Origin of the sequence: Cedecea sp. VD22, from assembly GCF_037150195.1 — a bacterium.
Lineage (GTDB): Bacteria > Pseudomonadota > Gammaproteobacteria > Enterobacterales > Enterobacteriaceae > Cedecea.
In genome coordinates this window covers 387011-405539 of record NZ_JBBCPX010000002.1, presented here as the reverse complement: position 1 = coordinate 405539, position 18529 = coordinate 387011, and the positions used below count along the sequence as shown (strand labels likewise).

The 18529-nt window shown below is 56.1% G+C and carries 14 protein-coding genes and 1 pseudogene; 13 read left to right on the top strand and 2 right to left on the bottom strand.

The features are described from left to right. Positions 1 to 34 precede the first annotated feature (34 nt). The 3 genes from WFK85_RS07980 to paaY all read left to right on the top strand — a co-directional run bounded on the left by WFK85_RS07980 (position 35) and on the right by paaY (position 2886). Positions 35 to 1222, top strand: a complete 1188-nt coding sequence (locus WFK85_RS07980) for a cellulase family glycosylhydrolase (RefSeq protein WP_166992744.1) — start codon at positions 35 to 37, stop codon at positions 1220 to 1222. 126 nt (positions 1223 to 1348) lie between these two features. Then, a complete protein-coding gene (paaX, locus tag WFK85_RS07975; RefSeq protein ID WP_008459212.1) occupies positions 1349 to 2275 on the top strand; it encodes a phenylacetic acid degradation operon negative regulatory protein PaaX in 927 nt (308 codons plus the stop codon). 14 nt (positions 2276 to 2289) lie between these two features. Then, positions 2290 to 2886 carry a phenylacetic acid degradation protein PaaY gene (gene paaY / locus WFK85_RS07970; protein ID WP_166874186.1) on the top strand — a complete coding sequence of 199 codons (597 nt, stop codon included), beginning with the start codon at positions 2290 to 2292 and terminating at the stop codon, positions 2884 to 2886. 124 nt (positions 2887 to 3010) lie between these two features. Here paaY and azoR read toward each other — a convergent pair whose 3' ends face one another. Beyond that, entirely contained in the window at positions 3011 to 3616 is a 606-nt protein-coding gene (azoR, locus tag WFK85_RS07965) for an FMN-dependent NADH-azoreductase (RefSeq protein ID WP_008459208.1), read from the bottom strand. A 213-nt stretch (positions 3617 to 3829) separates the two neighbouring features. Here azoR and hrpA point away from each other — a divergent pair, with 213 nt between their 5' ends. Next, positions 3830 to 7729 (top strand): ATP-dependent RNA helicase HrpA, encoded by a 3900-nt coding sequence (hrpA, locus tag WFK85_RS07960; RefSeq protein ID WP_336707410.1) that lies wholly within the window; start codon positions 3830 to 3832, stop codon positions 7727 to 7729. Between the two features lie 689 nt (positions 7730 to 8418). Here hrpA and WFK85_RS07955 read toward each other — a convergent pair. Continuing rightward, complete coding sequence (locus WFK85_RS07955) at positions 8419 to 10716, bottom strand: FdhF/YdeP family oxidoreductase (RefSeq protein ID WP_166992738.1); 2298 nt, start codon at positions 10714 to 10716, stop codon at positions 8419 to 8421. 186 nt (positions 10717 to 10902) lie between these two features. Here WFK85_RS07955 and WFK85_RS07950 point away from each other — a divergent pair, with 186 nt between their 5' ends. From WFK85_RS07950 to cybB, 9 genes and pseudogenes are all read left to right on the top strand, one after another. Continuing rightward, the gene (locus WFK85_RS07950) at positions 10903 to 11445 is read left to right on the top strand and encodes a GNAT family N-acetyltransferase (RefSeq protein WP_008459201.1); all 543 of its coding nucleotides are present in this window, start codon (positions 10903 to 10905) and stop codon (positions 11443 to 11445) included. 397 nt (positions 11446 to 11842) lie between these two features. Beyond that, on the top strand, positions 11843 to 12094 hold the full coding sequence (locus tag WFK85_RS07945) for an HTH domain-containing protein (RefSeq protein WP_008459199.1): 252 nt from the start codon (positions 11843 to 11845) through the stop codon (positions 12092 to 12094). A gap of 106 nt (positions 12095 to 12200) precedes the next feature. Then, a complete protein-coding gene (locus WFK85_RS07940) occupies positions 12201 to 13850 on the top strand; it encodes an EAL domain-containing protein (protein ID WP_166992735.1) in 1650 nt (549 codons plus the stop codon). A gap of 164 nt (positions 13851 to 14014) precedes the next feature. Next, entirely contained in the window at positions 14015 to 15709 is a 1695-nt protein-coding gene (locus WFK85_RS07935; protein WP_336709607.1) for a methyl-accepting chemotaxis protein, read from the top strand. A gap of 124 nt (positions 15710 to 15833) precedes the next feature. Beyond that, entirely contained in the window at positions 15834 to 16112 is a 279-nt protein-coding gene (locus tag WFK85_RS07930; RefSeq protein ID WP_008459193.1) for a VF530 family DNA-binding protein, read from the top strand. Between the two features lie 2 nt (positions 16113 to 16114). Continuing rightward, positions 16115 to 16513, top strand: a pseudogene (fos, locus tag WFK85_RS07925) (fosfomycin resistance glutathione transferase); the annotation flags it as partial. Further along, positions 16505 to 16960, top strand: a complete 456-nt coding sequence (locus WFK85_RS07920) for a GNAT family N-acetyltransferase (protein WP_336709611.1) — start codon at positions 16505 to 16507, stop codon at positions 16958 to 16960. The pseudogene fos and the gene WFK85_RS07920, both read left to right, overlap by 9 nt. A gap of 86 nt (positions 16961 to 17046) precedes the next feature. After that, a complete protein-coding gene (locus tag WFK85_RS07915) occupies positions 17047 to 17841 on the top strand; it encodes an ElyC/SanA/YdcF family protein (protein ID WP_166992726.1) in 795 nt (264 codons plus the stop codon). Positions 17842 to 17985: 144 nt separating this feature from the next. Then, a complete protein-coding gene (gene cybB, locus WFK85_RS07910; protein WP_336709606.1) occupies positions 17986 to 18522 on the top strand; it encodes a cytochrome b561 in 537 nt (178 codons plus the stop codon). Positions 18523 to 18529: the final 7 nt, after the last annotated feature.

Genomic DNA, 18529 nt, shown 5'->3' with positions numbered 1-18529 from the left:
TACTGCAGCCTCTTTCGTTACTGAGGTGTTTGTCATGAAACTCAAAGCACTTTGGGCAGGACTGGCGCTGCTCTCTGGTTCCGCCTTTGCCATGGACAGCATCGCCTTCTGGAATTCGCCGCAGCACGGAGGCAACAGCTTTAACCGTCTGCCGCCCGATCAAGCCTATTTCACCGCTCTCAAAGGCTACGGTGCCAGTTGGGTAAGGCTTTCGTGGGACAAATGGCGACCGGAACAACGTGATTTTTTGCTGGGTAATGCCGACAACTATCGGAGGCTGATGACGCAGGATCTCCGCATCCTCAAAGAGACGCTGGCGCGTGCTCACGCCGCCGGACTTAAAGTGGTGATTACGCCGCTGTCGCTGCCCGGTATGCGCTGGGCGCAAAACAATGATGGCCGCTTTGACGACCGGCTGTGGCAGGATAAACTTTACTGGCAGCAAAGCGCGCAGTTCTGGCGTGACCTTGCCGGGCAGCTAAAAGATAACCCGGCGATTGCCGCCTACAACCTGATCAATGAGCCTGCGCCGGAGAAGCGGGCTGGTCTCCCCGAACACGCCTCGCTGGAGGAAATGAAGGCCTGGTACAAAGCGCACCAAGGCACGGCCAGAGACTTGCCAGAGTTCTATCAAACCGTGATCAACGCGATTCGCGAAGTGGATAAGACGACGCCCATCATGGTGGATAGCGGCTGGTACGCCGCCGCCGACAGCTTTAGCTACTGGCCTTCCGCCCTGAGTGACGATCGCGTGCTTTACAGTTTTCATATGTACGAACCCTACGACGCGACCAGCGCGCCAAACCTCAAACGCCTGAAGCCGTATGTCTATCCCGGCGTTGTCCCTTTTGGCGGTAAGCAGGAAAAATGGAACGGAGAGCGCGTGGCCGGGTATCTGCAGCAGCCATTCTGGTGGGCTAAGCAGCGAGGGGTGGCGCAGAATCGTATGGTGGCGGGGGAGTTTGGCTGTATGCGCCAGTTGGCCGGGTGTCGCCAGTATCTCGAGGATGTCCTCAGCGCGCTGGATAAAACACAGGCGCACTGGGCATTCTACAGCTTTCGCGAAGATGCCTGGGACGGCATGGATTATGAGCTGGGAAAAAGGAAAGTGCCCTGGTCGTACTGGCAGGCGATGGATGAACATAAGCCGGACACTTTACCGCGCCATGCCACGCCTGAGTTTGAGCCGATTAGCCGCCGACTGGGGCCGTCGACGCGTTAAGTTATGCGTTACGTTAAGATGAGTGATTTGAGATTTTTTGAATCATAACACCTAATTCAATGTGGGCCGTCCGCTTTATTATGCTATGTTTTTTCTCTGAAATTCCCATAGCGGCAATGAGGCAGGATGAGCAGCAAACTCGACACTTTTATTCAGCAGGCCGTCAGCGCCGTGCCCATCAGCGGCACGTCGCTGATTGTCTCTTTGTACGGCGATGCGCTGGCTCATCGAGGCGGCGAAATCTGGCTGGGTAGCCTCGCGGCGATGCTGGAGCCTTTGGGATTCGGTGAGCGTTTTGTGCGCACGTCGCTTTTTCGCCTCAATAAAGAGGGCTGGCTGGACGTGGAGCGAGTGGGGCGCCGCAGTTTTTATCGCCTGACCGATATGGGCCAAAGAATGACCCGCCGCGCTGAGTCGAAAATTTATCGCGCCGGACAGCCGGCCTGGGATGGAAAGTGGCTGCTGCTGCTTTCCGAAGGGTTGGAAAAAACCACGCTGCAACAGGTGAAAAAACAGCTCATCTGGCAGGGTTTTGGGGCGCTCGCGCCGAACCTGATGGCTTCGCCCTCGCAAAACCTCGCGGATATCCAAAGCCTGCTCCATGAGGCAGGCGTGGCTGAGCAGGTCATCTGTTTTGAGGCTGAATCCCCGCTGCAAACGTCCCGCGCAGCGCTGAGATCCCGCGTGGAAGAGTGCTGGTTGCTGACCGACAAAAACGAACGTTACGCTGAATTTATCAACTCTTTTCGCCCGCTTTTACCGCTGCTGCGTGAGGCGGGAAACGATGAGCTAACGCCGCAGCGCTGTTTTCACATTCAGCTGCTGCTGATCCACTTCTACCGCCGTGTCGTGCTGAAAGATCCGCTGTTGCCGGATGAACTGCTGCCGCCGCACTGGCTGGGGCAGAATGCCCGCCAGCTGTGCATCAATATCTATCAGCGGGTCGCCGCCGGCGCGCTTACCTACGTCAGCGAGCTGGGCGAAACCTCGGTGGGCGACTTGCCCGCCCCGGTGGGCGGTTACCAGAAGCGATTCGGTGGACTCAACCCCTAAAATAAGGAGCCCGTATGTCAATTTATCAGATTGATGGCCTGACGCCTGTCGTCCCGGAAGACAGCTATGTTCACCCGACGGCGGTGCTGATCGGCGACGTTATTCTCGGGCACCGCGTTTACATTGGCCCCAATGCTAGCCTGCGCGGTGATTTTGGGCGGATTATCGTCGAAGACGGAGCGAATGTGCAGGACAACTGCGTGATGCACGGTTTTCCTGAACAGGACACCGTTGTTGAACAGGACGGCCACATCGGGCACGGCGCCATTCTGCACGGCTGCCGGATTGGCAAAAATGCGCTGGTGGGCATGAACGCGGTGATTCTGGATGGGGCACAAATTGGTGAGAATTCGATTGTCGGCGCCGCGGCTTTTGTTAAAGGCAAGGCGGAATTTCCGGCGAATACGATGATTATCGGCAGCCCGGCGAAAGCGATACGTGAATTACGGCCTGAAGAGCTGGCCTGGAAGAAACAGGGCACGAAGGAGTACCAGGATTTAGTGATTCGCTGCCAGCAAACGATGCATCAGGTGGAGCCGCTGCGGGAGGTTGAGGCGGGGAGGAAGCGTCTGGTGTTTGAGGATTTACATCAGCCTAAGAATAGCTGTTAATTCCCCTCACCCCGGCCCTCTCCCCAAAGGGGCGAGAGAGAAAGCGGACCTGGAGAATACTGTTTATCCCCTCTCCCTTTTAGGGAGAGGGCAAGGGTGAGGGTCAGTCACCCCAGAGCAAATCTTACGCAGCAACGATGCTGTCGATAGCCGCTTTCGCGTCAGTCTGTGCTTTAGCCGCTACTTCCGGGCCATAGCCAAAGCCTTCAGCAAACACGTAATTCACGTCGGTGATCCCGATGAAACCCAGGAACACGTTCAGGTAAGGCACCAGCAGATCGGTTGGGGTGTCTTTGTGGATCCCGCCGCGGCTGGTCACAACCAGAGCACGTTTACCGGTTACCAGGCCTTCAGGGCCTTTCTCGGTGTAGCGGAAGGTCACGCCAGCGCGAGCCACCAGGTCGAAATAGTTTTTCAGCTGGGTAGGGATGTTGAAGTTATACATTGGCGCGTTGAAGACAATCACGTCGTGCGCTTTCAGTTCGGCAATCAGTTCATCAGACAGCGCCAGAGCTTCCTGCTGACGTGGGGTCAGCGCGGCATCGGAAGGGCGCAGAGCACCGACCAGTTCACCATCCAGCACTGGAATTGGGTTTGCTGCCAGGTCACGAACGGTGATTTCGTCAGCGCTGTGTTTTTCACGCCATTGTTCAACAAAATAGTCGGACAGTTGGTTGGACTGAGAGTAACCTGCCAGGATGCTGGATTTCAGAACTAATACTTTGCTCATGGGGTGATTCCTTAGTGTTTGGTCAGTCGGACAGTGTGCCCGTTCGTTAGGACTTACTGTATTCACAATCCGATGACAGAGATAGCGCAATATATCGAACCCTATATTCGAATTTATTGAACAAGGCGCTCGAAATCGGGGTGTGGTAAAATAGCGGAAATTGACGCCGTGACTTATCCGGTTGTGCCCGGTAGCGAAATAACGATAGATAAAATGGAAATGACAAAACCCTCGCTGTCCTCTTTGTTCGCCCGTCTTGACGGGCTGATGCTCCGCGACAGACAACGCTTTTCTCGCCGCCTGCACGGCGCGAAGAAAATTAAAAATGCTGACGTTCAGCAGGCCTTATTCGACACGCTGGCCGCAGAAATTGACGCCGCAGCGGGCAAAGTACAGCTGCGTGAAGCCGCGCGCCCGGCGATTACCTACCCTGAAAATCTTCCGGTCAGCCAGAAGAAACAGGACATTCTGAACGCCGTGCGCGACCACCAGGTGGTGATCGTGGCGGGTGAAACTGGCTCCGGCAAAACCACTCAGCTGCCAAAAATTTGTATGGAGCTGGGGCGCGGTGTTAAAGGGCTGATCGGCCACACACAGCCTCGCCGTCTGGCGGCGCGTACCGTGGCTAACCGTATTGCGGAAGAGCTGCAAACCGAACCCGGCGGCTGCGTAGGTTATAAAGTGCGTTTCTCCGACCACGTCGGCGACAACACGATGGTCAAACTGATGACGGACGGGATCCTGCTGGCGGAAATTCAGCAGGACAGGCTGTTGATGCAGTACGACACCATCATCATCGATGAAGCGCACGAACGCAGCCTGAATATCGACTTCCTGCTGGGTTACCTGCGTGAACTGCTGCCGAAGCGGCCCGATCTTAAAATCATTATTACCTCGGCGACTATCGATCCGGAGCGTTTCTCGCGCCACTTCAATAACGCGCCAATTATCGAAGTGTCAGGCCGCACTTACCCGGTGGAAGTGCGCTATCGCCCGATGGTGGAAGACAATGAGGATGTCGATCGCGATCAGCTGCAGGCGATTTTCGACGCGGTGGATGAGCTGGGCCACGAAAGTTCGGGCGATATCCTGATCTTTATGAGCGGCGAGCGTGAAATTCGCGACACCGCTGATGCGCTAACTAAGCTCAACCTGCCGCATACGGAAATTCTGCCGCTCTATGCACGTCTGTCCAACAGCGAGCAGAACCGCGTTTTCCAGGCGCACGTCGGGCGGCGCATTGTGCTGGCGACCAACGTCGCGGAAACCTCGCTGACGGTGCCGGGGATTAAATACGTTATCGACCCAGGTACGGCACGTATTAGCCGCTACAGCTACCGCACTAAGGTTCAGCGCCTGCCGATTGAGCCCGTGTCTCAGGCTTCGGCCAACCAGCGTAAAGGCCGCTGTGGCCGCGTATCGGAAGGGATCTGTATTCGTCTTTATTCCGAAGATGATTTCCTGTCGCGCCCGGAATTTACCGACCCGGAAATTCTGCGCACCAACCTGGCGTCGGTCATTCTGCAAATGACGGCGCTGGGCCTGGGGGATATTCAGGCGTTTCCGTTCGTAGAGGCGCCGGACAAGCGCAACATTCAGGACGGCGTGCGCCTGCTTGAAGAGCTGGGCGCCATTACCAGCGATGAAGACCATAGCGTTTACAAACTGACGGCCTCTGGCCGCCAGCTTTCGCAGCTGCCCGTCGATCCGCGCCTTGCCAAAATGGTGCTGGAAGCGCAGAAATTTGGCTGCGTGCGTGAGGTGATGATCATTACCTCCGCGCTGTCGATTCAGGATCCGCGCGAACGGCCGATGGATAAACAGCAGGCATCTGACGAGAAACATCGCCGCTTCCACGACAAAGAGTCTGATTTCCTGGCCTACGTGAATCTGTGGAATTACCTCGGCGAGCAGCAAAAAGCACTCTCTTCGAACCAGTTCCGCCGCCAGTGCAAGCTGGACTTCCTCAACTACCTGCGCGTCCGCGAATGGCAGGATATTTACACCCAGCTGCGCCAGGTGGTGAAAGAGCTTGGCCTGCCGGTGAACAGCGAGCCGGGGGACTTCCGCTCGGTGCACTCGGCGCTGCTGACGGGGCTGTTGTCCCACATCGGGCAAAAGGACACGGAAAAGCAGGAATACACCGGGGCGCGCAACGCCAGATTTTCCATCTTCCCTGGCTCGGGCTTATTTAAAAAGCCGCCGAAGTGGACGATGGTAGCCGAGCTGGTGGAAACCAGCCGCCTGTGGGGGCGCATTGCCGCCCGGATAGACCCGGAGTGGATTGAGCCGCTGGCACAGCATCTGATTAAGCGCTCCTACAGCGAACCGCACTGGGAGAAAGCCCAGGGCGCGGTAATGGCGCAGGAAAAAGTGACTCTGTATGGCCTGCCGATTGTGGCGGCGCGGAAAGTGAATTACAGCGATATCGATCCGGCGCTGTGCCGTGAGCTGTTTATTCGTCATGCGCTGGTTGAAGGCGACTGGCAAACCCGTCACGCGTTCTTCCGCGATAACCTCAAGCTGCGGGCGGAAATCGAAGATCTGGAGCATAAATCCCGCCGCCGCGACATCCTGGTGGATGACGAAACGCTGTTTGAGTTTTATGACCAGCGCATCGCCCATGATGTAATTTCCGCACGCCACTTCGACAGCTGGTGGAAAAAGACCAGCCGCGAAACGCCGGATCTGCTGAACTTTGAAAAAAATATGCTGATCAGGGAAGGCGCGGAGCAGGTCAGCAAGTTGGACTATCCGAACTTCTGGCATCAGGGCAACCTCAAGCTGCGGCTGACCTATCAGTTTGAACCAGGCGCTGACGCCGACGGCGTGACGGTGCATATCCCGCTGCCGCTGCTGAACCAGGTTGAAGAGTCTGGTTTTGAGTGGCAAATCCCTGGCGTGCGCCGCGAGCTGATTATTGCCCTGATCAAATCGCTGCCGAAGCCGGTGCGCCGCAATTTTGTGCCGGCCCCGAACTATGCGGAGGCGTTTTTAGGCCGGGCTACGCCGCTGGAACTGCCGCTGCTGGACAGCCTGGAGCGCGAATTCCGCCGCATGGCGGGCGTCACCATAGACCGGGAAGACTGGCACTGGGATCAGGTACCCGATCACCTAAAAATGACCTTCCGCGTGGTGGACGAGCACAACAAGAAGCTCAAAGAGGGCAAAAACCTCAGCGAGCTGAAAGGCGGCCTGAAGGATAAAGTGCAGCAGACGCTGTCCGCCGTGGCGGATGACGGCATCGAGCAGAGCGGGCTGCACATCTGGAGCTTCGGCTCGCTGCCGGAAAGCTATGAGCAGAAACGCGGCAATTACCGGATGAAAGCCTTCCCGGCGCTGGTGGATGAAAAAGAGAGCGTGGCGATTAAGCTGTTTGATAACCCGCTCGAGCAGCAGCGGGCGATGTGGCGCGGGCTGCGCCGTCTGCTGTTGCTGAACATCCCGTCACCGGTGAAATATCTGCACGAAAAGCTGCCGAACAAAGCCAAGCTGGGTCTTTATTTTAACCCGTACGGCAAGGTGCTTGAGCTTATCGACGACTGCATTTCCTGCGGTATTGATAAGCTGATTGCGCAAAACGGCGGGCCGGTCTGGAGTGAAGAAGGCTTTGCCGCGCTGCACGAGAAAGTGCGCGCCGAGCTGAACGACACGGTGGTTGAGATTGCTAAGCAGGTGGAGCAGATCCTCACGGCGGTGTTTAACATCAACAAACGGCTGAAAGGGCGCGTGGACATGACCATGGCGCTTGGCCTGTCGGATGTTAAGGCGCAGATGAGCGGCCTGGTCTACCGAGGTTTTGTCACCGGCAACGGCTATAAACGCCTGGGCGACACGCTGCGTTACCTGCAGGCAATCGAAAAACGGCTGGAAAAAATGGCTATCGATCCGCACCGCGATCGCGCGCAGATGCTCAAGGTGGAAAGCGTGCAGCAGGCCTGGCAGCAGTGGCTGAACAAGCTGCCGCCGGCCAGTCGCGAAAACGAAGAGGTGCAGGAGGTCCGCTGGATGATCGAGGAGCTGCGCGTCAGTTATTTTGCTCAGCAACTTGGGACCCCGTACCCGATTTCCGATAAGCGTATTTTGCAGGCCATGGAGCAGGTCGCACTTTGAATTTCGTAGTATCCCGTATGTATGTAAGCAACGCGACTTTTCCGTTCACCTTTAGAGCCGTTTTCCTTGCAAGCTAAGCAAACAGTGAACGTGTCAGGGGGCATTACGCCATGCCCCCTGACAACCCCCGGCGCCCGGCGAGCTCATCGCCGCTGAAGCGGTAAACCCACCGGCTATCACCCAAACATTCGGGGTCGTTCGCGATTCGTTCCCGACGATCGCTCTCTTTCGCTGTTCCCGACAGCTCAACCCCGCCTGAGTTGGGTCATAGCCGGGGGCGATGAGAGCCGGGGACAAGGGCGTGGCTGTGAGACTTGCCGCAACGTTAACGTTCCGTGTGGCTGCGGGTATAAAGCGAGGCACGGTTCCGGCTTAAATCGCCTTCGTTTTCTCTCCGACTGGCCAGGGTCCGGGCGTCGGGAACGGCCGGAGGCTGAGAGCGTCGGGAACGCATCTCAGCCGACCCAGGACTGGGAGATAAAACGGAGGTCTGCCGCTTCAGCGGTCGATTTATTTGGCCGGGAGTCCGGGGTCTCGGGGGAATGACGGTGATTCCCCCGAGACGTTCACTGGTGCGGTGGTTACAGATAAAACAGGGCTGAAAGTGAACGGAACTTAAGCTGAGCCATCATGGAGAATATCTGTCAGCAATATCTCCTCCCTTGCGGGAGAGGGAATGGGATATCCGATCAGGCAATACGCTGCGTATGCTCCGCTTCGCTGCGGGTGATTTTCACCGGCACGGATTTTGACGTCGGCGTGCCCGTCCCGTCCCCGACGCTGCCGAGCGGCACCAGCGGGTTGGTTTCCGGGTAATAGGCCGCGAGATTACCACGCGGGATATCATAGGCCACCAGCTTAAAGCCGCTAACTTTACGGGTGATACCGTCATGCCAGATGGTTTCTATATCAACCTTATCGCCATCGTTCAGACCGAGCTCACCCATATCATCAGGATGAATAAACAGGATTTCACGCTGGCCGTACACGCCGCGATAACGATCGTCGAGGCCGTAAATCGTGGTGTTGTACTGGTCGTGAGAGCGCAGCGTTTGCAGCGTGAACGGGGCTTCCACACCTTGCCACAGCGAATCCGGCAGCGGGGCATTGCTGAACTCAGCCTTGCCGCTTGGCGTATTAAAGCGCAGTTCTGCCGCCGCGTTGCCAAGGTAGAATCCCCCTGGCTCTTCGCAGCGCTGATTGAAATCTTTAAAGCCAGGTAATGTGGCGGCGATGTGATCGCGAATCAGGTTGTAGTCGTCGGCCAGCGCCAGCCAGTCCAGTTTGCTTCTGCCCAGAACGGCATCAGCGATGCTGGCCACAATCGCGGTTTCAGAGCGCTGGGTGTCCGCAATCGGCTTGCCGATGCCTTCGGAGGCGTGAACCATGCTAAAGGAGTCTTCGACGGTGACAAACTGGCGGCCAGAAACCTGCATGTCTTCTTCGGTACGGCCAAGCGTCGGCAGGATCAGCGAGGCTTTACCCGGCACCAGATGGCTGCGGTTCAGCTTGGTGCTGATGAACACGGTCAGGCCGCAGCGGCTGATGGCTTCTTCCGTGCGCGGGCTGTCCGGCGCCGCAGCGGCGAGGTTGCCGCCAAGCGCAATCAGCACTTTGATTTCGTCGCGCAGCATCGCAGCCAGGGCTTCAACGGTATTGTGGCCATGTTCGCGCGGAGGCGTAAAATCAAAGTGTTTGGCCAGGTTATCGAGCAGGCTTACCGGCGGCTTTTCATCGATCCCCATCGTGCGGTTACCCTGCACGTTACTGTGGCCGCGCACGGGGCAAAGTCCCGCACCCGGACGGCCTAAATGGCCGCCCAGCAGCTGCAGGTTAACGATTTCCCGCACGGTATTCAGCGAGTGTTTGTGCTGGGTGATGCCCATAGCCCAGGTGAAAATCACCCGCTTTGAATGCTGCCAGATAGCCGCGGCGTCGCGAAGCTGGAGTTCGCTCAGGCCGGACTGCCGGGTAATTTTCTCCCAGCTGGTTTCATCGATGGCGGTAAACCAGGCTTCAACGCCGTAGGTATGGGCATCGATAAACGCCAGGTCGAACACGCCGTCTTCACCATCGGTGATGAGGCGACGATGGGTTTCCAGCAGGGCTTTTGCCATGCCGCGTACCGCCGCCATGTCGCCGCCCAGATTTGGCTGGTAGTAGTTGGTGCTGATGGTGCCCGCCAGCGGGGTGATCACTTCCAGCGGTTTTTGCGGATCGGCGAAGCGTTCCAGGCCGCGCTCGCGCAGCGTATTGAAGGTGACTATTTGCGCCCCGTTTTCTGCCGCATGGCGCAGGCTGTGCAGCATTCGCGGGTGGTTGGTGCCGGGATTCTGACCAAACACAAAAATGGCATCGGCTTTGTCGAAATCATCCAGCCGAATAGTGCCTTTCCCGACGCCGATACTGCGTTTTAGCCCGCTGCCGCTGGCTTCATGGCACATGTTTGAGCAATCCGGGAAATTGTTTGTACCCAGCATGCGGCCAAAAAGTTGATAAAGATAAGAGGCCTCATTGCTGGCGCGGCCGGAGGTGTAAAGTTCAATCTGGTTGGGGTTATCCATCGCCTGAATATGTTGCGCAATCAGGCTAAGCGCGCTGGCCCAACTGATAGGCTCGTAGCGATCGGTTTGTGGATTGTAGCTGAGCGGTTCAGTCAGGCGGCCCTGATATTCAAGGAAGTAGTCGCTTTGCTGATAGAGTTTGCTGACGCTGTGCTGGGCAAAAAAATCGCTGTCGATAAAGCGGCGAGTCGCTTCCCAGGTGACGGCTTTGGCGCCATTTTCGCAGAAGCTAAAGGTGCTTTTGTTATCATCCCCCCAGGCGCAGCCCGGGCAATCAAAGCCTTTGGCTTTGTTCATGCGCATCAGGTTGCGCAGGTTTTTCAGGGCATGTTTGCTGTCGATGACGAAGCGGGTGGTCGCTTCGAGAGAACCCCAGCCGCCCGCTGCGGCCTGGTAAGGCTTAATCGCCGATTTGAATTTCATATGGCAGGTGTCACTTGTTATGGTTGATTGCGCAATAACACAGATGAGTTGCTTACCTTTAGTTTACTCCTGATTAACATTTGTGGAAGCGCTAACGTCAATCGGCCATCAACGAAACGGCCAGGATTCACGGCAGCAGGCTGTTAAAATGCCTGGCATTAATGCCAATCAATGAAGGGAATACTGATGTTGTATGCCAGTGATATTAGGGATATTGAAGAGCTGCAGCGCGTTGAGACAGCCGCTGCGCACCGCTTTCTTGCCGTGCCTGAACTGGCTTTTTTAGCCTCCGCTGGGGTAACGAGCAAGCAGACACACGCCTCTGCCATCGAAAATAAGCTCGCCTGGAAGGTCGTCGGGAGCGACGGCAGGATCCAGGGTTTTTGCTACTGCGAGCGGCACGAGGATTCGCTTTATCTGGCGGAGATATCTACCCACCCGGATTTTCAGCGTCAGGGCGTAGGGGCTATGCTGCTGGCTGAGGTCAAACGCATGGGGCAGGCGCTTGGCGTAAGCCAAATCACGCTGACAACTTACAGAGATGTGAGCTGGAATGGCCCCTGGTATGTACGCCACGGTTTTGTCGTTATAAATGATGCGGAGTTAACGCCGGCGCTTGCTTGCTGCCTTGCGCACCAGCGCGAAGAAGGCCTGATGATTTTACCCCGTTGCGCAATGCGGTATTTACTCGGGGAGGGGAAGCCCCCGGTCGGTAAACCATTTTTGTAGCCGCGTGAGCTGGCGGATGTGGTAGCCGATGGCCAATTCTTCGTACAGCGTCGAGGGAGGCGTCAGCGGCGCGACATCGGGTCTGCCGCTCAGGATGGCCCGTCGTGCCTGACGCCAGGCCCGTTGTTTCATCTCAATTTCATCTGGCCTTGTTACCCGATGTTTACTCACGGTCATAGTCTGCCTACTTATTGTGAGGCGCGATTATACCCTGCAAAGCCGTCAATATGTTGTCCGATCTCCACGTGTGTTAATTTTCGTTCAAAAAAATCTAGTCTTGTCATAATGTTGCGTAATAATTACCCAGCAGACGCGCGATATATTCTGTCAATGGCTGACACGACCTGTCATTTGTTCGCGCTAACATTCCTGACACCGACTTGCAGGAGAAACACCCATGACCCCCCCCGAAAAAAGCACGCAGCTTGCCAACAGAATTGCCGGTATTTTTTGTGAAATGCTGAGCTGTGAGCGCGTGTCCCGCCATCAACTGGCCAGTAAATTTGGCGTAAGCGAACGGACGATATACCGGGATCTCCGGCGGCTAAGCAACTATGTTTATCATGTGGGGGACGATCAGTATGCCCTCAGCCTGGAAGTCACCCAGCAACTGGAAAACTATCTGCAACGAGTGAAGCGGGAAAAATGATCGGCTACAGGCGATAACGGGCTTAAAGCTTCGTGGCTCCGCCGCCGATAATGCGATAAATTATTCTTTTTATTAATAAAATAACCACAATTAACTCAAGGGTAAGATGCGTACTGAAAGCTTAACTGATATCGCCTATCGTCACTTTGTGGAGAGCGTAAAAGATTACGCTATCTACATGCTGAACGTTGATGGCACCGTAGCCACCTGGAACGAGGGGGCGCTGCGAGCGAAGGGATATCTGCGCGAGGAGATTGTGGGGCAGTTTTTTGGCGTTTTCTACAGCGATGCGGAGCAAAAAAACGGGCTGCCCGAGCGTAATCTGAATATCGCACTTAAAAATGGAAAATTTGAAGGGGAAGGCTGGCGCTATCGCAAGGATGGCAGCCGGTTTTGGGCTCATGTGGTGATTGATGCCATCTATGATGAGCATCACACGTTGTTGGGCTATGCCAAAATTACGCGGGATATTAGCGAGCAGAAGGTCGTGATCGACAAAATCTCGTGGCTTGCTCGCTACGATGCGCTGACCGGGCTCCCTAACCGAGTCGAATTCTTCAGTTTTGTGGAGAAACTGTTCGCTGAGTCTGACTATAACCACATTGCTATTTGCACGGTTGATCTCGATAAATTCAAAGAGATCAACGATACCGAAGGGCATCTTGTGGGTGACCAGCTTTTGCAGCGGGTTTCGTCCTCAGTGCTTAAAGCGATGGAAAAAGATGAGATAGTTGCCCGCTTTGGTGGCGACGAATTTGTCGCCGCGAAGCCTTACAACCACGACGACGAACTGCGTAATTTCACCGAGCGCTTGCACAGCTGTTTTGTCGGCAAACAGATTTTTGCCCACAGCGAAATTACCGTTAGCGCCAGTATCGGCGTGGCGGTTTACCCGGATGACGCCACGGACATCAATACGCTTATCAGCAATTCAGATCTGGCGATGTACCGTGCCAAAGCTAATCTGGATAACAAGATCTGCTGGTATGAAAAAGACATGGACGAAAAAACGCGGCTGCGTAACCTGATGGCCGCGGATATTCGCCGTGGGATCAAAGAAGGGCAGTTCTTCATTCATTACCAGGAGAAACGCTCGCTGAAAGATAAGGCGATTACCGGCTATGAAGCGCTGCTTCGCTGGAATCACCCGGAGCAAGGACTGATTCCCCCTGATGAATTTATCCCTATTGCCGAGGAAAGCGGGGCCATTGTTCCGCTGGGCTATTGGGTGATTGAAACGGTATGTAAAGAGTCGCTTGCCAACAAGCTGGACAAAAAAATCTCGATCAATATTTCTCCAGTGCAGCTGCGTAATCTCAGCTTTATCGACAATGTCCGTGACATTCTCATGCGAACGGCGTGGCCAATAACGCTGCTTGAGTTTGAGGTGACGGAGACGGCGTTCATCATTAATAAAAAGCTGACGTTTAATATCCTGCATCAGTTCCAGAAAATGGGGATCAGCATTGCGCTGGATGATTTTGGTACCGGATATTCTTCTTTGAGCACGCTGCGGGAGTTCCATTTTGACGTTATTAAACTGGATCGCAGCTTCCTGACAAACGTTGAAAGTAACTTCCAGGCACGTTCCTTCGTTCGGGCGATCATTTCGCTCGGCAACTCCATCAATACGCCGCTAATCGCCGAAGGAGTGGAAACCAACGAGCAGCTACGTATTCTGGAGGAAGAAGGGTGTACCGAAATTCAGGGCTTCCTGTTTGGACAGCCGGTTGATATCAAAAATATTCATCGCTGAAAGGGCGGGCAGAATAGCGGCTGGCGCAAACCTGTGATCCACTTAACTCTCCGGGACTTCTGTGAGCTTCATTAACGCAAATCTGTGACGTGGCGCGTAATGTTTTTCCGCGCCGGGGCCGATGACCTTTGAAGGGAATTCCCCATACAAAGAGAGTCACGGACATGTCGATAAAAACTCTGACCCCACAAAACGGCGTGCGCTTCTGGCATCACATCCGGCTGGTGCCGCTGTTTTCCTCTATCCTCGGCGGCATTCTGCTGCTGTTTGCGCTATGCATCGGTTTCGCCAGCTATTTTCTCATTCAGAGTGACCGTGCGCTTCAGGACGTCACCGAAGAAATCCAGGTGCGAATGGGGCTGGCGGACAGCGCCAACCACCTGCGTACGGCACGTATCAATCTGATCAACGCCGGAGCCGCAAGCCGCGTGGCGGATATGGATCAGGTTAAGCAGAACGTGGCCAATGCCGAAGGGCTTATCAAACAGGCGCAGGCTGGCTTCAGCGCCTATATGGCCCGCAAGGTAAAAACGCCGGCAGACCAGGCACTGGACAAAGTGCTGCAGGATGATTTTGCGGCCTATCTCGAAAAAGGGATGAAGCCAATGCTGAAGTTCGCCAAAAACGGCATGTTTGAGGCGATCATCACCCATGAAAGCGAAGTGGTGCGCAAGCTGGACGGCGATTACGATGCCAAACTGCAGCAGGCCGTCAATATTCGCACCGACCGCGCAAACGCCCTGAGAGAACAGGCCGACAGCCGCACCCGCACCAGCGTGGCGTTGATGGCCGGGGCCTTTGCGCTGGCGCTGTTTATGACGGTGTTCACCTTCATCATGCTACGTCGCGTGGTGATTGGGCCGCTGCAGCGCGCCGCGAAGCGCATCGAGCACATCTCCGGGGGTGATTTGACCCTGCCAGCAGAGGCGACCGGCAACAGCGAAATTGGCAAACTCAGCCAGCACCTGCAGCATATGCAGCAGCAACTGGTCAGCACAGTCAGCACGGTGCGCGAAGGTGCCGAGGCTATCTATCAGGGCTCGAGTGAAATTTCCGCCGGCAATACCGATCTCTCTTCCCGCACCGAGCAGCAGGCGGCGGCCATTGAACAGACCGCCGCCAGCATGGAGCAGTTGACTGCCACGGTGAAACAAAACGCCGACAACGCCCACCACGCGACAAAGCTTGCGGAAGATGCCTCCCAGAAAGCCAGCGACGGCGGGCGTATTGTATCGGGCGTGGTCAGCACCATGGACAACATTTCAGCCAGTTCGAAGAAAATCTCTGAGATCACCGCGGTGATTAACAGCATCGCTTTCCAGACCAACATTCTGGCGCTGAACGCCGCTGTGGAAGCGGCAAGGGCGGGGGAACAGGGGCGAGGTTTCGCCGTGGTGGCAAGCGAGGTGAGAACGCTCGCACAGCGTAGCGCCCAGGCGGCAAAAGAGATCGAGGGGCTTATCAGCGAATCCGTGTCGCTGATTGACAGCGGCTCCCGCCAGGTGGCGCAGGCTGGCACCACGGTGACCGGAATTGTGGAGGCCGTCCGCCGCGTGACCGATATTATGCTGGAAATTGCCGCCGCTTCGGATGAGCAAAGCCGAGGCATTCAGCAGGTTGGGCAGGCGATACACGAAATGGATAACGTCACGCAGCAAAATGCCTCACTGGTGGAGGAGGCGTCAGCCGCTGCCGTTTCTCTGGAAGAGCAGGCCGCTCGCCTGACGGAGGCGGTCGGTACCTTCCGGCTGACGACAAGCTTCGCCGCTGCGCCGCAAAAACATCCCGTTATTTCTTCCCCAACATCTGCCCCGCGGCGCCCGGCGACGGCGTCTGCCGATAACTGGGAAACCTTCTGATTTACCTCTCGCGGCTCAGCAATGGGCCGCCTCTCACTTCTTTTAGTTTCGCTCCGCACGCTGTTGCGCCATGCCTTTAGAATCAGTAAGGTGTGCGCAAATTGACGAAATAGCCGGAAAAAACATGAGTTCAAAAGATCCGCTGCACGGCGTGACGCTTGAAGCGTTGCTTAACGCTCTGGTCGAACGTTACGGCTGGGCCGAAATGGCGCGGCAGGTAAATATCAACTGCTTTAAAAGCGATCCCACCATTAAGTCCAGCCTGAAGTTCCTGCGCCGTACGCCCTGGGCGCGCAAAGAAGTGGAAGAGATGTACATCGCTTCTCTGGATGAGCCAGAGACCAGAAACGACGCACCGGCGGACAGCCCCTGGGCCAACTGGCAGGCCAAAAATAAGGAATAACCATGCTAACTGGCCTGAATCACTTGACGCTTGCGGTGCGAGACCTGGCGCGGAGTCTGGCGTTTTATCAAAGCCTGCCGGGCATCAGGCTGCATGCGCGCTGGGACGCCGGGGCTTATCTTTCCTGCGGTGACTTATGGCTGTGTCTTGCTCTGGACGCAAAGGCCGGTGAGCGGCCCGCGCATTATACCCACTACGCGTTCAGCGTGAGCGCAGAGGCCTTTCCCCGAACGGTTAAGGCGCTGGAACAGCAAGGCGCGCGGGTCTGGAAAGACAACCGCAGCGAAGGGCATTCCTTCTACTTTCTTGACCCGGACAACCACCAGCTTGAGCTGCACGTCGGGGATTTAGCCAGTCGGCTTACGGCCTGTCGGGCAAAACCTTATCAGGGTATGACTTTTCAGGGCGTTGGCCTGACGGTGCGGCATGCCTCGCTGGAGGAGATCCTCGCGCTTTACCACCGCCTGCCCGAATTTGATGATTGTAAAAGCGTGGCGGATCTTCAGACTCGTCTCGCAACGAACCAAACCAGCCAGCTTATCGCCTGTGTCAACGGCGTTCCCGCCGGGTTTAAGCTCGGCTACGCGCTCGGTGAGACGGCGTTTTACAGCTGGCTCGGCGGCGTTTTACCTGAGTTCAGGCGGGACGGCGTCGCTCAGGCTTTACTGGTCGAGCAGGAAAAATGGGCGATGGAACAGGGCTTCTGCACGCTGACCGTGAAAACTCGCAACAAATTTCGCGGCATGCTAATGATGCTGCTTAAAAACGGCTATCAGCTTATTGAGATTGAGCCGAAGGGCGACCCGGACGATTACCGCCTGCTGCTGCGCAAGTCGCTGGCAGCCTGAAACAGCCCTTTCAGTCGCATCTGATTGGCGTATAGCCTTGACCGGGCTAGGCTACACGCTGGTTTTTAACCGGGAGGATCCCGCTCATGATGACATCTCCAACCTTGAGTCAGCCGACAATTCAGGCCGTTAATACGCTCGGCCAGTGGCTGGCGCAAAGCGATTTTACAGGCGCGCCGCAGGCACAGGATGCCGATCTGATTATCCTGGCCGGTAACGCCGTGATCCCAACCCTCGAGGCCGCGTGTGAGTTTGCCGCCAACAGTGAAAAACCGCTGCTCATCGCCGGCGGCATAGGCCATTCCACAACATACCTCTACGCGGAAATTGCTCGCCACCCGCGCTACAACACGATTCCAACCACCGGCCGTGCCGAAGCGGCGATCATCCAGGACATTGCCCACCAGTTCTGGAAAGTCCCGAACGAGAAAATTATTACCGAAGAGAAATCGACCAACTGTGGGGAAAACGCGCGGTTTAGCGTGGAGAAAATGGCCGAACATGGCCTGAGCCCCGAGCGTGTGCTGATTATTCAGGATCCGACCATGCAGCGCCGCACCGTGGCGACTTTTGCTCGGGTTTGGCAGGGCGACGCGCAGGCGCCGGAATGGCTAAGCTGGCCCGGTGTGGCTCCTGAATTAGTCGAGGGAGAACAGGGCACTGTTTTTGCCGGAGAAGCTGAAGGTTTATGGCCGATTGAGCGCTACGTTTCGCTGGCGCTGGGTGAGATCCCTCGCTTACGTGACGACGCAACCGGCTATGGCCCGCAGGGGCGGGACTTTATCGTTCACGTCGATATTCCCCCGCAGGTGATGGCCGCCTGGCATGCGCTCCAGCAGGACATGGCGCTAAGCGCATTGATTCGCCAGCGGGGGCTGTAATCCCTCGATCTTGCCCTGATAAACGTTATGGCTAAAAAATCACACGCTGAAACAAATTAACGCCCATAATATGTTGATGTTAATACTCTTTTAATGTTTCTTCGTTATCCTGACATTCAACGTAATTTCAGGGCAGGGTCTCTCATGCGGACTAAATATACCTCGGTACAGATTTCGATCCACTGGCTGGTTTTTCTGCTGGTCGTGGGGGCTTATTGCGCCATGGAGCTGCGTGGCTTTGCCCCGCGCAGCTACCGGCCACTGATCAACGCCATTCATTTCACCTGCGGCATTTCCGTGCTGGGGTTGATGGTTGCCCGTCTGCTGGTTCGCATCAAATACCGCGCCCCGGCCATTGTGCCAAAGCCGCATCCGGCGGCGATCGGCATCTCTCATCTGGTCCACACGATTGTCTATCTGATGTTTATTGCGCTGCCGGTGCTGGGCTTCCTGGCAATGTACTATCGCGGCAGTGACTGGGTGGCCTTTGGGTTAAACATGCCGGTGGCGGCGGTGCCGGACGAAGACATGGAGTTTAGTCTCAAGTCCTGGCATGAACTCCTCGCCAACACCGGCTATTTCGTGATTGGCATCCACGCCTTCGGCGCGCTGTTTCACCATTACGTCTGGAAAGACAATACGCTGCTGCGGATGATGCCCGGCAAGCGCCAGCGGCCCTGAGCGCCAG